Here is a 14,681-nt window from a genome sequence, read left to right as displayed (position 1 = left end):
GCTCAGCCTATTGCATGTGTCTATTTATCGTCAAACATTGCTCCATACTTTAGAATAGAAATAAAATAAGCGCCATTCCAGTTATTTTCGGGAATAGCGCTTCATTATATAATTAAAATAGCTATATATGAATATGAGTAAATGTAGAAATTAAATATCAAGATGAGGGAAAAACCGGGCGAAACAATCCTCAGAAGAATTCATGTTCACCTGTGCCCCGAATGACATCAAGAAAGCCTGTAAATCCGGGGGAACGGCGCCCATACGAATGCTCCGCACATGGAGTGTGGGTATTCATAAATCTCATGGACCTAACATCATCTCAACTTATAACCTATCTGAAATCAAGCTAGATGCACCAACGGAAATTTGCAGCCCAAAAAAACAAGCTATTTCACAAATAATTATTCAAAAAAGCATTGTTTTAATAGAGGCCTTCCCGTATACTATAGTCAAACGCTTGGTTTAAAAAACACACTTCATTATTCATTTATAATGATAATTATTTATTTGTGTTTGCTTGCGGTACTTGCAATTCTTGACCTGCTTTAACCAGGTTGTTGATTTTAACCAGTTCTTCAACAGTTACACCGTATTTTTCAGCAATAGAAGCCAATGTGTCGCCCTCTTGAACATTTACAGTGATTGTATTTACAGTTGCTGGTGTTTCAGTTGTAGTCGTTGCTGGTTTTGTGGTTGTTGCTTGATTGTTGTTCTCAGTAGCTGGTTGAGCTGGTGTTGTAGTTGCTGCATTTTCAGTAGTTTCAGTTCCAAAAAGTTTTGCTTCAAATGCTTTTTGTGCTGCTTCTTGTTGTTGAATGATCAGTTGTTCTTCAGCTTGGTCTCTGTTGCTTTCTGTGTTCGATTTTGCCATTACTTGACCTGTTGCAAGTGGACTCAACAAAGATACTGCACCTAAACTAACTGCCAACATGCTAGATACTGCTACTTTTTTCATTACGTTTTTCATGATTTTTTCTCTCCTCTTTTTAGCTTTAAATTTTAATTAACTGCTTTACTACTGAGCGAGACACTCCCAATGTCCGCTCTTTAGTCATTAGCTAATCACTTATTACCAATCATGTTAGCTATCAACAGATAGAAATTGTACTCCTATTTTCCAAAAAAATCAACCTCTAAATTGAAATATTCTGTTTTCATCCCTCACTTCCTTACTTTTTGTTTGTCTCTATATTTTTATTATATACCTCTCTCTAGCTCGTTGTCAAATCCTGCTGATTGTATGGTTTAAATGGCTTCTGCTCTATCATCTAATTCTTCCATTAAGGGGATTATACCCTTTTTTCATAGTTTCAAGCAAAATAATCATGAGAAATACTGGAGATTGGACTTATGATCTGGCTAAAGTCAGGCAAAAAATAGTCAAATGTATTCCTTGCTCTAATGCCTTTTCTCTCAATACACGTGCACACGCCTGCAATGTGCTCCCCGTTGTATAAATATCATCTACAAGCAAAACGGTAACGAAAAGCTTACCCTTCGTAACACATTGAGATTCAGCTTTTAAAATAAAAGACTTCATCAAATTTGTCATGTTGGGGTCGACAGAAAACGCATTATTCATTGTGTTCATGCGTTCCTTTTTTGATTTAAAGCTTTGTTTGCCTGTATCTTGTGGACGAGAAAGTAATGATAGGAAGGGGAGCTTATTCCGCCTAGCGATCTCTTCTGCCAATATCCGAGCCTGATTGAAGCCTCGCTCTGTCAGCCTTTTCTCACTTACTGGGACACAGGTCACTACATCCACACTCCACAAAGATCGCTTGAAACGAGAATGTTTAAGACTTGCAAACTCACACCTCATCGCCTGATAGGCTCGATTCATGATCTCACCCAGCAAGGAACCATACTTTTCATTCCCGCGATATTTGAACTGTCCAATCCATTCTCTCATCATCGGCGTATAGCTGGTTGCACTCCGATTGCATACAAAGTAACGTTCTAATCGGTCAAATTTTACGCAATCCGGGCAAAACGTCGGACGTCCGCAATGAACACAACGAATGTTGTAAACCCAAGGAATTTGAAGCGAACAAGAAGTACATATCCCAGAGAATTCAGAAAAACGTCCTGTGAAAGTGCCGCAAGCGATACATGTTTGGGACTGACGTTGGAATAACCAATTCAAAAATAGACGGGTTCTTGGAATCATCCCCATACCAGAATGCACCTTTCTTGGTAGTTTACGTACTGACATTGTTTCAGGTTTCACATTTCCAAAAAAACTTTTTTTATTTAATACATTTAGTGCTTCAACTCCTTCAGGTATCCTTTTTTCCGAGCCAGTGCATTCATTCGTTTAATTTGTCTAATCGCTCTCTTTTGGCCTCGAGTCCATTGGGGCGATGTAAAAATAACACCTCCACACGGATCATCCTTGGACCTTCCCGCGCGACCAGCCATTTGGACAAGAGAGGCTTCATCAAAAAGACTGCTGTCCGCGTCTAACACATACACATCACTCCGTGGAACAGTCACCCCTCGCTCCAAAATAGTCGTTGTGACCAGAACTCGTATTTCAGTAGCTCGAAATAAGCGCACTTTAGCGGTCCTTTCTTCATCCTGTGAGGAGGTTCCAGCAATAGTTACATCAGGCAATTGTTTAATCAGCAGCTCCACAAGTCCCTGAATATGTGAGATTCGTGTCACAAACAGGAAAACCTGTGCTCCACGTTGTATGGATACGCGTAGGCGTTGAATAAAGGATGCGGGAAGCCGACCTTTTTGCAGCCAATGTTGCACTGAAGCAGTCCCCAGGCGAAATGGGACAGGTAGGGGATGACGATGAAAACGAACGGGAACCTTGGCGTGTGGCAGTAAACCGCGTGCAGCCTCTTTCTGTAAAGCATGCGGTGGTGTAGCAGACAAATAGATAAACTTGCCCTTTGGCTTACATACTGCTCGTGCAGCAAAAGCAAGCATAGGATCATTGTGATAAGGGAACGCGTCAATCTCGTCAATCACAACCAAATCAAAGGCTTGACGATAACGCAATAGCTGATGTGTCGTTGCCAGTGTAAGCTGTCCCCTTTGCCAGCGTTCTGCGCTTCCCCCATAGAGCGTCACCATACTCACATCGGGAAAAGCAATGGCCAAACGAGGGGCTAACTCCAGTACTACATCACGGCGTGGTGTTGCCACAAGTGCCGTTCCTCCATGGTCCAACACATATTGCAAGAGCGGAAACATCATTTCCGTCTTGCCTGCGCCTGTTACAGCCCAGAGCAGAAAACGTTCTACCGTAGTACCGTGCCCTTGCCGATCAGCGCTATACCTTGCATCTTCGCCAGGTTTCTGCGAAGACTGCCTGCTGTGGGCAAGGTTGCTGCCCTGCGAAGAGGCAGCATCTGATCCCCGGCACGCAACCATGTCGCGCCGGAACAACGCCCGGAGCCCACCGCCTTCCGGGCGAAAACGTCCCCGCACTTCGCCGTGCGGTGCGGCCAAAAAGCGCAACGCCGCTTCCGCGGCGGCACGCTGTGCAGGGCTCAGCCCCCAGCGGTCGAGTTCCCTCGCCGGGGCTGTGCCTGCTGTGTGTGGCAGGGCGGGTTTCGCTGCACCGCGCAGCAGCAGCGAGCATTCACGGCTGCGCCCCAGCGCGAGGCATGTCTCGCAGTAAGCGCACGCCTTACGTCCGCACGATGCACAGCTCGTGCGGTGCACTATCCCGCTGCCACAACGGTTGCAGCGGAGTCCATGCGTACGCGCGGCAGACCAGCGCGTGCGTGGTGCTGGAGCGAGGCCGGCAGAGAAGCTGAGTCGGCCTTGCAGATATGCAAGCTGTGCAGCGGATCGCCAAGTACGCTCCAAACCTGGCGCTGCCTCTGCCAGTAGCGCTTCGGCTTCCGGGACGAGTAACTGGCGGCCTGACAGCAAATTAACCAGCTCATTCGCTTGTCGTGTTAAACACTCCCTTTCCAATCCATCAATTCCCGTGACGAGGCTCCTTTTTTGAATAGAACGTAAACCTCCGTTTGTTTCTCGTCCCTCATTCCTACTTTCTGTGCGAGAAGTCCACCCTTGTCCACCATCCCAAATGCATATATTTTCTACTCCTCTAGATAAAATCCGTTCTCCATCGAAAGGCTCAGGAGCCAGCTCACTTTTTAGCTGAGCGAGAATATAAGCCCACCACTGCCGTTTTCCCCATCGCTCCATATCTGCTAATTCCTTAAATGTTTCGCACAGCTTTGTTCCCCAGGACAAGGGAAGCTCATCTCCTAATAACACCCATCTTTCGACAACATTCTCTTGCCCCTCATCTTGATTCATCCACCATGTCATATCTACTCGAATATCCACAGATAATCGGAGAGTCCAATTCCCTTTATAACTCACTGCATATACTGCAATTTTCACCTTCCCCTTCTCCTCCCATTCATAATTTTTGCGGTTCTTGTCACCCCAGAGAACAGCAAAAAAGCACACTCCTATGGCTAATAGCCTGAAGTGTGCTTCACATCAAGTAGATCTCAACGAAATCCCTGTCGTCTTGCCTATGCAACTGTTTATAAACATTTATATCCGATTTTGACCACGATGTCCACAATCCCCTGTCGCTAAGGAACAAGTGGGGCGTCCGCCAACGACTTGACCGTTCTAAGATCAATAACAACCTGCTTTTCACCGCCTGACTTCGGTAAGACCGGATTCCCCGGTGAAAAACGACTTGAAATGACTGAAACATCCATATGACTATAGCGCACTAACCGTGTCAGAATCGGTAGCGTATCGTCCATAGATTCATCATCCAGTACTGTCACATGTAGCGGCCTCCGGTGTAGCCAGGCAAGTATGTTCAGCGAACGCATCACCCATTCCACACGATCTCCGTCATTGGACGTAATCACAATATAGCGAGTCGCACGATGACCCGGAGATATTGCGCGTGAATCTTCACCATTGTGATAAGCCTGAACCGCCTGTCGTATATACATAAGATGAACGACTGCGGCTCCCACACCATATATAAGCAATATCCAAACCAAGTGAGCCGTCACGAGGGTTCCACCTCCTCCTATAGCGACAATATATGCCGTATAACAGGAAGAGGTGTCACGGTTATGTACTGGGTTTCCGTATGAGCGGACATATCGCTCCAAAAGAAAGGCGGTACAGCATTCATATCTATTAGCAGCTGCATCGTCTAATGCATAGAAAAACTACACTTTACAGCGTAACCCATCCATATTTGATTGAGTTAATAACTGCTTGTGTACGGTCATCAACCTCCATTTTCTGCAGAATGCTGCTGACATGGTTTTTGACCGTTTTCTCACTAATGAATAAATATTCACCGATCATCTTGTTGCTCTTACCTTCAGCCATCAGACGCAGCACTTCAGCTTCACGGCGGGTCAATGGATTATTTTCACCTGCGACAAACTTCACGCCGGCTTCCTTCGTATGACCTTCAGCCATAGCCCCTGTTTCGTTCAAGTAGGTCATCCGGCGAAGCTGCTGAATGAGTTTACCCGTTACCTTCGGATGGATAAACGCATATCCTTCATGAACCGAACGAATTGCATTAATGAGAGACTCGGCCTCCATATCTTTTAACAAATAACCATTGGCTCCCTTGCGCAACGTCTCGAATACATAGCTTTCATCATCATGAATGGATAAAATGATAACTTTGACATCCGGGAACATCTCACGCAGTTTTTCAGTTGCCTCTACACCATTTTCAATTGGCATATTAATGTCCATCAGAACAATATCCGGTTTCTCTACGTTACAGAATTCCAACACTTGAATGCCGTCGCCACATTCTCCGATGACCTCAATGTCGTCCTCCATATTCAAAATACGTTTAAGTCCTTCACGGAACAACTGATGATCGTCCGCTAAGAGAACTTTAATGGGTGCATTACTAATTTCCTGATTTTCCATGTTGTTACTCCTTTCCCTTTTCCACGTTGGTTGGGATATGAATCACTATCTTGGTGCCTTGATTCTCAGCTGATTCGATCTCCATTCTCCCCTCGAGCAGTTCAACCCTTTCCCGCATACCAATCAGACCAAAATGCCCATGATCTTTGCTTTTTTGCTGAAAAAGCTCTGGCTTGAAGCCCAAACCATTATCCTGCACCACGATTTTTACAAGCTGCGCCTGATAGGTAATCTCAACAAGCACATAGGTAGGATAAGCATGCTTGGCAGCGTTGGTCAAAGCTTCCTGGATCAGACGGTAAATGGCTGCTTCCATCGCGGAAGAGAGACGGTGTTCCTTGCCCCTTGTTTCAAAAAGCGATCTAATCTTTGTTTTTTCTTCAAAATCCTGCACATATTTCCGGAGCGTCGGAATAAGTCCCAGGTCATCCAGGGCCATAGGACGCAAATTGAAAATGACCTTTCGCATTTCCTCAAGACTGGAGCGAACCTGTTTCTTCAAGTCTACTATTTCGTCCTGAACCATCTTAAATTCCTGCTTGGCGATCATTCTTTCCACAATTTCCGTCCTAAGCACTAGATGCGCAAGGAGCTGCGCAGGTCCATCGTGAATTTCACGGGATATGCGCTTGCGCTCCTCTTCCTGAGCTAAAATAATTTTCAGACCAATAAACTGCCGATTTTTGGCCGATTCGATGATCCGCGTCACTTGTCCCAATTCGCCCGACAAATATTCTAGCACGACCCCCATCTGCGAACCGATGGTTTCGGCGCGCTCGACAGAAGCCTCGACACTTTTGGCCCGCTTTTGAAGATCATCTCTTCTGGCTTTGAGATACATTTCCTTCTCACGGAAAATCATCACATCGAGTTGAAGCTGTGTTGCCTTCTCATAAGCCTGCTTGATATCCTCTTCCGAATAGCGCACGAAGTCACGGCTGACCTCAGTCAAACGAATGCGGGACCGCCGATAGTTCATTTCCAGCTGGTCCACCTTTTCGATCGTTTCTGCCGTTTCCTTCAAGACGCTCTGGAGCTCCTGATTTAACGTGACCAGCTCGGTCCGGGCCGTGTCCAATATTTCGAACATCTGATATTTGCTGTTCTCCATCACCTGGATGGCATTTTTAATGACTCGGTCTATGATATCGGCTTGAAAGTCCACAAATGTTCTACTCCAATCCTAGCATTTCAAGTATATATCATACCATATCATGACTGAAGGGTGATGGTCTTCGTTTCCTGTTCCCATTTTACAGTCATTCCTAACTGCTCAGACACGAGTCTTAATGGGACTAAAGTCCTACTTCCTAGCACAACGGGTGCAACATCAGTGCTTTGACGCTTCCCGTTCAGAACAACTTCTTTTTTCCCTACGGTCAAATCCATCAGTACACCGCCGCGCATAATGGTGATCCGCTGATCGCCCGCATTCCATTTGGCTTGTCCACCAAATGCGTCCAGTACATACTTGATCGGAACATACGTTGAACCATCGCGAGTCATCGGAGCGGCATCAATCGTGGTCGGCGTTCCGTTCACCGTCATTGATTTTTGCCCGATCGTCATTTGAGCTGTTCCTTTTTTGAGTCCTTCTGTACCGACCGTTCCCGGTGTATTAAAAGAAATATTATCAAAAGCAACCTTGCCTGTTTTAGCGCGCTCGTCCTGACCCTCTGCCACATTGACCACATAAAGACGCTTCAGCTTCGCAGGATACGAAATATTCAAACCGCTCATATCTGCATTAATGGTTTTCCAGCCGTTCCAGTCGATCACTTTAGCGAGATCAATATATGCTGTTTTGCCTTGAGCATCCTCTAGCTCTGCACGCAGCCAGTTCAGACTCTTATCCCCTCTGACATCAATCGAGATGGAAGTAGCCGCCTGTTCAAGCGTTTTCCCAGATGTGCCGTTCAATTGAGCGTAAGCATACATTTTACCGCTGCCGTTCGTCATATCGTAGTTCAGCTCTAGCACTTTGGAATTGGCATGGTCGCCATCTCCTTGTACAACAGCCGCTGTGCCGGTAACACCTTCCACATTCGAAGTAAAATCAACCGGATACGAAACATTTTCGAAGTTCTCCCAGTTGTTTGTACTTGCTCCGCCAGCAGACAGGAAGACGACAGCGCTGAAACCATCATAGCGACCGATGGCATAGCCCGTTTTCACACCTGCATCCACCGTATTTACTGTAAGCTGATTGTCCTTGACACTTCCCTTAAAGCCGATGAACTCCCATTTGAGCGCATCTGACGTAATGCTGACACTCTGTCCATCTTTTGTCTTTGCCGTTACCGGTACAGCGATTTTAGCTCCAGCGGTAAGCGAGCCAGTTCCAGTGCCTGCGGTAAGTGATGAAATTTCATCTGCTCCAAGCACCGTGACCTTGGTTGTAGCGCTGGCTGAGCCACTGGATGCCGTTAAAGTAGCCGTTCCTGGTTTGGCTCCCTTTACAACGCCGCCGCTCACTGATACAACAGCCGGATTGCTGGATTTCCACGTCACTTGTACTTTCGAGGTATCAAATGGATTGTAGTAGTTGTCATACCCTTTGAAGGAATAGCTTCCGGTCTGTCCAATCAGCAGCGTTTTATTGCCCTTGATGGTGAAGCCTTTGAGCGTTCCTTTAGGAGCATTGGTATATACCCCTACTCCATTTACAATACTACGTTGCTCTGTACCATATTCTGTATTGAACGTAAGCCCCGCTGTCGTATCTCCCAAATCACGGGTCACCATGGTGGTAGAGCCGCCCCCGTCAAGGTTCATCCCCTTCCAGACGCCAATATCCTTCATCAGCGTTTGCAGCTCGCTCAGGGATACACCAACGCTGTTCCCATTCTTCTCAACAGCTATGACATAAGCGTAACGCTTGTCACGAGAATATCCCAGAGCTGTACGCGCACGCGTCCCGCCTATGCTTGTTGTGCTTCGAGAAAAAGAGGTTTTCTGACCGTCATTTACTAATATGGTATGTCCACCAATCATCATTTGAAGGTTAGAAGGATCTACTTCACTCCCTGTCGATTTAACACGAAGATGATAGCTCGTTTCTACGGTTTGTCCCACGGTCAGATGCGCTTTGGCATAATCAGCAGCTTTACCATGAGTACGTAAAATATAGCCATCCTGCGGAACGGTCATATTCAACGTAGCATTGTCGGAGACTTGTGTAACTACACCATTTTGTACCAATATCTCGGTGGGCGTTGTCGAACTGTTTTTGGGGCGCTCAATTGCTTTCCAAGCAGATGTATATATATACATAGCATTAGAGTGACTATAGTTGCCCCCACTCGTCTCAGGGGAATACGAAGCCTTGTTCATCCCCGCCAAAGAGAAGGACGACCCATCTCCAGCTTTCACTGTACCTTCAAAAGTAAACTGCTCCACCATCGGAGAACCATCCTTGGTTACAGCAAAGGCATACATACCCGTCAAATCAGACGGAGTAGACATCAACACACCCTTGGATACTTGTCCACCGATCGGCGCTCCCTCGCTGGAGGTATTAAAATAATCCCCGTTTACACCAGCAACCGCCCCGGTCTCTTTTGCCATGCCACCTGTGCTCTGACGGGTCGTAAACTGTCCATTCTTCCCCGTCATGACATCCAGCTTAACGTACGGATTTTGCAAGTCCACTCGAATGATATCAGCTAGCGCTGTTCCTTTGGAACCTTTAAAACGATATTTCAATAATGTTGCACCCGAAGTAATGATCTCTTCGCCCAATTTGACAGTTGAACCAGAGGCTGCACTTGCAATTGGAGCAGACATCCAACCATTCAAGGGGATTAGAGCCCCAGTTCCAGCAACTGGACCGACCCATAATACCCCTGCCAGTGTTAACACGGCCCATCTTTTAGCGATTCCTCTGCCATTCACTTTCACTTCACTCTGTTTCTTATTACTTAAAAACATTTGGATAATAGCTCCCATCTTCAATGTATTCAAACGGTTTTGTTCCGCACGTGTACTCTATCAATAAACAAAAAAATCCTCTTATGTTAATAGACTTATTATATAGGCAAAAGTTACGAAAATCCCGTCAACTAATTCGTAAAATCTAAAACGGTGAATTGACGAATGCAATATTGGCGCACTATAATACATTTGAACTAATAAGTTCAAATAATACTGATTGGTTCAAAACTCTAATTATGACCCTACTCGGAAGGATTGATAATCATGAATAAACAACGAGTCATCATCATATTCACTTTATCTCTGAGCATCGCAATGACCGGATGTTCTACAGAAAAAAAAGATGCCGCTCTAGGTTCATCTGCACAACCAACCGTTGTGCGCACCGCAATCGTCAAGTCCACGCCACTTCATACTGCCTATAACTTGTCAGGCACTCTTCAGGCTTATGAGGAGAACACACTGGCTTTCCAAAATGGAGGCACTGTAGCCAGTGCATATCTCACTGTCGGTACTGCTGTACAGAAGGGCGCCGTTATTGCTAGTCTGGATGACGCTGACTACAAGCTTCAGGTGGCACAGGCGACAGCCTCCATCTTGGAGGCACAGGCTGGTATTGATAACGCACAGGCTAATTTACAGGCTGCTACCTCCGCGATTCAATCCGCCGATGCCGGCATTACAGGAGCTCGCGCGAATGTTAACAAGGTCAATAAAGGCGCACGCGCTCAGGAAAAACAGCAAGCGCAAGCTACTGTAGATAAGGCACAAAGCGCTTATAACAAGGCCAAGACGGATAGCGAGCGTACACAGAAGCTGTTTGAGGCAGGCGCTGCTACCGCATCAGATAATGAAAATGCTCGCCTGAATGCTACCGCAGCCCTGAAAGACCTGGAACAAGCCAAGGAATCCCTGTCCCTTTTGCTGGAAGGAGCCACAGCCGAAGATCATCAATCCGCCCAAGCTTCCTTTCAAGATGCGCTTGCAGGTAAAAGCAAAGCCCTTGCGGCCAGTGAACAGGCTGCAGCTTCCCAAAAACAAGCCCATGCCAACTACGAAAAAGCCCTTGTTGCCAAGGGGCAGGCAGAACTTGCACTTTCACGCACACGTCTAATCTCTCCTGTGAACGGTGTAATCTTAGACAAAATCGTGAATACAGGTGATTTGGTCGCGTCAGGGCAAGCCGTCTATCGCATAGGCTCCATCGACCGTCTCAAAGTACTGCTTCCTGTACCAGACAGTGAAATTAAGGATTGGAAAAAGGGTCAACAAGTAGAAGTGGCGCTCTATGAAGAAACTCGTCAAGGTACGGTGTCTAACGTCTATCCTTCAACCAGCACCGATACAGGAAGGGTTAACGTAGAAATTGTTATAAACAATCCACAGCGAGACTGGTTACCCGGCCAGGTCATTAAAGCTGCTCAACAGGTGACAGACAAGAATGGGATTCTCGTACCTGCCGAAGCGGTCATTAATACGGGCAGCAAACCTTTTATTTTCAAAGATGTTCAAGGAAAAGCTGTAAAAATTCCTGTGGAGCTTGGTAATCAGGTTGTAGAAAATCAGTTACAAATCGTATCGGGACTCCATGAAGGTGAACGTATTGTCGTTAAAGGGGCAGAAAGCCTGTTTGATGGAAATGCGATTCAGTCGGAGGAAGGCGGACGACCATGATTGAGTACATTGTAAAAAAACGAAAAATTACATTGCTGTTTTTTGTCATGCTGATTTTGGTCGGAATCTTCGGCTTTTTCCAGTTACCACAGCAGGAAATGCCGGATGTCACCATACAGAATGCTATGTTAACAACAGTCTACCCTGGTGCTTCACCACAAAAAGTAGAACAAACCGTAACCAAAGAGCTAGAGAAACGCATTAAGGAAGTAGAAGGTGTTAAAACGATTAGTTCGACTTCTGGTAACGGATTCTCCTCTATTTTAATCGAATCCAAAAACGGAGTTGATCCTCAAACGGTTTGGGATAATATGCGTAAAAAGGTGCAGGATGCACAAGCTGATCTTCCTCAAGGCGCTGAAGTGCCTGTTGTAAATGACAAGCTAACCAGCTCTTTTATCGGCTCCTATGCCCTAACAGCTGACTCTTCCGCACCACTGTATAAACTAAATGATTTAACAACAATTTGGAAAGATCAGCTTAATACCATTTCTGGCGTATCTAGCGTCAAATTCAATGGTCTCCCTGATCAAGAAGTACGTGTCCATATTGACAACCAGAAGCTTCAGCAATACCAGCTGTCATGGGGACAAGTAGCTCAAGCGATCCAGTCTCAAATTGATCGGGTTCCTACCGGTAATATTGAATACAACGGACGTACCTATCAACTTATTGTTCGCGAGACCGAAAAAGCTGATGAATTGAATCAGGTTCTTTTGACACGCACCAAAGAAGGTAATCCTGTTTATTTAAGAGATGTCGGCACAACGGAGCTGGCACATCCTAATGCAGAATACTTTGCCTATGTAGAGGGTAAACCGGCCATTACGCTAAGTATTGGAGCAGAAACAGGCACAGACATCCCTTCTATGAGTGAAAGGGTCAATACCAAGCTCAAAGAGCTGGAGAAAACACTCCCCGCAGGTGTTCACTTTCAAACTCTTTTTGCACAAAAGGATCAGGTAACCCATATCTTTGACGACTTAAAGCGTGAAACGATTCTTGCGATTGCGGCCGTTATTCTCGTTTGTATGTTGGGGCTGAATATGCTCACCTCTGCATTTGTTGCACTGGCCATTCCTATTTCGGTTTCGATTGCCATTATCTTTTTGCCTATGTTCGGCATCACTCTAAATCAGATTTCCGTTGTCGGTCTGATCATTGTACTCGGCATACTCGTGGATGATGCCGTAGTTGTAAATGATAATATTGAGCGTAGACTTACGGAATTAGGAGAATCACCCTCAGTCGCAGCTGTAAAAGGTACCAAAGAGGTCATGCTTTCTATTTTGGTTGCAACTCTGGCCACCATCTCAGCTTTCGCGCCATTGTTGTTTCTGCCTGGAAATGTAGGGGCCTTTATTAGACCCATTCCCGCTATTGTCTCCCTGACCATGCTTGCCTCTATGATCATGTCGCTTACCATCATTCCTATTTTTCGAGAATGGTATGAGAAGCGCAGACAGGCTCGTCACCCTCAGGGTAAATCTAAACCAGCAGGCTTGCTCGGCCAGCAGATTCATTCTTTAAACAAGCTCTATTCACAAAAACTGATGCCTAAGGTCATTCAGCGTCCCTTGCTGACAGCCATGGTCGGACTCATGCTTGGAACAGCCGCCTATGGATTAGTTCCCTTTACTTCAGTTGAACTATTCCCTGAGTCGGAAGATCCTCATGTTGCACTAAATGTAAAAATGCCTGTAGGCACTTCAATTGCGGAAACCGACCAGGTCGTTAAAGACCTTGCAGGCTGGGTGAAAAAGCAACCTGAAACTTCCAAGGTCGTCTACAGCGCTGGAGGGACTGCCCCACAACTGTTTAGTGACATTAATAGTTCGGGTGGAAATATTAGTTATAACGAAACGGTGGGGCAGATTGCTGTCGTCGGCAAAGAAAACGTATTCGATCTCAATACGACAGTGGATGCATGGGAACAACATGTTAAGAAATCCTACCCTGGAGTTACAGTTACGATGTATGTTCCTCGTCTCGGGATTCCAGTGGGTAAGCCCGTTTCTATTCGTATCTCAGGTCAGGATCTGAATGAACTGCAAACCCTTGCCCAAAAAGCAAAGGAGCAGATCGCGACAGTAGAGGGCACAACAGGCATCGTGGATGATATAGGAATTGAACGATATGCACTGGAGCTTGAGGTCAACAAACAGGCGATGGATCAATACCTGGTAAGTTACACAGACTTGACTCGCACGCTGCTTCTATTAAAAGAAGGAGCCCAAGTCAGCCAATTTGATGCTGGAAATAGTCTGGTAGATATTAAAATGTATTTGAATCACAGTGACGAGGAGCCAAGTAAGCTTTTCCAACAATTAAGTGTAGTTAATGCAGCTGGTAAGCAAATACCATTAAACCAGCTCGTCCAGATTAAGCCGTCATTTGCTATTCAGCAAATCAAGCATTACAATATGGAGCGGACGATTACGGTGGAAGCCGACTTGAACGGACGAACTGCAAGCGAAGCGATGGTTGATGTTGAAAGTAAGCTGGCGCAAATGAAGTTCCCAGAAGGCTACAAATGGGAGGTTGGTGGGGAAACCTCTGACCAATCGACCATATTCAAGGACTTAGGACAGCTGGCGATCGTTGTAGTCTTGCTCATTTTACTCTTGATTACCATGCAATTTTATTCTCTCTCCATTCCTATTATTATTATGACGACCGTGTATCTGGCAGCAGCCGGCGGGATTATTGGTATTTTCTTGACCGGTATGCCTATCGGTTTTATGAGCATCATGGGAATTATTGCTCTCGCAGGCATTGTTGTGCGGAATGGGATTGTGTTAATTGAATTTATCGAGGATGCACGACATGAAGGAATGGAATTAAAGGAAGCCGTAATACAGGCGGCCACTGCCCGCTTCAGACCGATTTTATTGACATCTTTGGCAGCTATTGTAGGTATGATTCCGTTAGCACTATTGGGAAGCCTGCTCTTTAAGCCACTGGCGTTTACCGTCATTTTCGGTTTGTTATTCTCGACCTTGTTAACCTTGTTTGTCGTACCGTCCTTGTATATGATCATGGCCAAGTACAAGATGCGCCGTCAACTCAAAAAACAGCAGCACACAGTTATCACACGTGACCAACCTTTGTGAGGTATGAAGTGAATTCGCATGCTGTTGAGTTGGTCGGTCCCTAGGGGG

The 14,681-nt window shown here is 45.8% G+C and carries 9 protein-coding genes; 2 read left to right on the top strand and 7 right to left on the bottom strand.

Annotated elements, in window-relative coordinates; all coding sequences use genetic code 11:
* Window positions 1-502: 502 nt before the first annotated feature.
* The 7 genes from ACQW03_RS13825 to ACQW03_RS13795 all read right to left on the bottom strand — a co-directional run bounded on the left by ACQW03_RS13825 (window position 503) and on the right by ACQW03_RS13795 (window position 9,843).
* Window positions 503-970: a LysM peptidoglycan-binding domain-containing protein gene (locus tag ACQW03_RS13825; RefSeq protein ID WP_220026231.1), complete on the bottom strand. Its 468-nt coding sequence runs from the start codon at window positions 968-970 to the stop codon at window positions 503-505.
* 381 nt (window positions 971-1,351) lie between these two features.
* Window positions 1,352-2,218: a ComF family protein gene (locus tag ACQW03_RS13820; protein WP_441950194.1), complete on the bottom strand. Its 867-nt coding sequence runs from the start codon at window positions 2,216-2,218 to the stop codon at window positions 1,352-1,354.
* A gap of 47 nt (window positions 2,219-2,265) precedes the next feature.
* Window positions 2,266-4,380, bottom strand: coding sequence for a helicase-related protein (locus ACQW03_RS13815; protein WP_441950192.1), 2,115 nt, complete (start codon window positions 4,378-4,380; stop codon window positions 2,266-2,268).
* Window positions 4,381-4,580: 200 nt separating this feature from the next.
* Window positions 4,581-5,021, bottom strand: coding sequence for a hypothetical protein (locus ACQW03_RS13810; RefSeq protein WP_025719114.1), 441 nt, complete (start codon window positions 5,019-5,021; stop codon window positions 4,581-4,583).
* A gap of 169 nt (window positions 5,022-5,190) precedes the next feature.
* Window positions 5,191-5,913, bottom strand: a complete 723-nt coding sequence (locus ACQW03_RS13805) for a response regulator (protein ID WP_007432713.1) — start codon at window positions 5,911-5,913, stop codon at window positions 5,191-5,193.
* Between the two features lie 4 nt (window positions 5,914-5,917).
* A complete protein-coding gene (locus ACQW03_RS13800; RefSeq protein WP_013312293.1) occupies window positions 5,918-7,078 on the bottom strand; it encodes a sensor histidine kinase in 1,161 nt (386 codons plus the stop codon).
* Window positions 7,079-7,125: 47 nt separating this feature from the next.
* A complete protein-coding gene (locus ACQW03_RS13795; protein WP_441950189.1) occupies window positions 7,126-9,843 on the bottom strand; it encodes a stalk domain-containing protein in 2,718 nt (905 codons plus the stop codon).
* 267 nt (window positions 9,844-10,110) lie between these two features.
* On the opposite strand from ACQW03_RS13795, the gene ACQW03_RS13790 reads away from it, so the two are divergent.
* Entirely contained in the window at window positions 10,111-11,520 is a 1,410-nt protein-coding gene (locus ACQW03_RS13790) for an efflux RND transporter periplasmic adaptor subunit (protein WP_441950187.1), read from the top strand.
* Window positions 11,517-14,633 (top strand): efflux RND transporter permease subunit, encoded by a 3,117-nt coding sequence (locus ACQW03_RS13785; RefSeq protein WP_441950185.1) that lies wholly within the window; start codon window positions 11,517-11,519, stop codon window positions 14,631-14,633. Before ACQW03_RS13790 ends, ACQW03_RS13785 begins: the two co-directional genes overlap by 4 nt.
* Window positions 14,634-14,681 lie beyond the last annotated feature (48 nt).

Source organism: Paenibacillus sp. DRB1-1 (assembly GCF_052119485.1).
GTDB classification, from domain to species: domain Bacteria; phylum Bacillota; class Bacilli; order Paenibacillales; family Paenibacillaceae; genus Paenibacillus; species Paenibacillus polymyxa_B.
The sequence above is the reverse complement of the archived record's forward strand: the minus strand, read 5'-3'. Positions and strand labels throughout refer to the sequence as shown.

What these genes read in the sequence shown, in the direction of transcription:
- ACQW03_RS13825 (WP_220026231.1), bottom strand. Translation starts at nt 970, where the DNA reads ATGAAAAACGTAATGAAAAAAGTAGCAGTATCTAGCATGTTGGCAGTT.
- ACQW03_RS13820 (WP_441950194.1), bottom strand. Translation starts at nt 2,218, where the DNA reads ATGTCAGTACGTAAACTACCAAGAAAGGTGCATTCTGGTATGGGGATG.
- ACQW03_RS13805 (WP_007432713.1), bottom strand. Translation starts at nt 5,913, where the DNA reads ATGGAAAATCAGGAAATTAGTAATGCACCCATTAAAGTTCTCTTAGCG.
- ACQW03_RS13795 (WP_441950189.1), bottom strand. Translation starts at nt 9,843, where the DNA reads ATGTTTTTAAGTAATAAGAAACAGAGTGAAGTGAAAGTGAATGGCAGA.
- ACQW03_RS13790 (WP_441950187.1), top strand. Translation starts at nt 10,111, where the DNA reads ATGAATAAACAACGAGTCATCATCATATTCACTTTATCTCTGAGCATC.
- ACQW03_RS13785 (WP_441950185.1), top strand. Translation starts at nt 11,517, where the DNA reads ATGATTGAGTACATTGTAAAAAAACGAAAAATTACATTGCTGTTTTTT.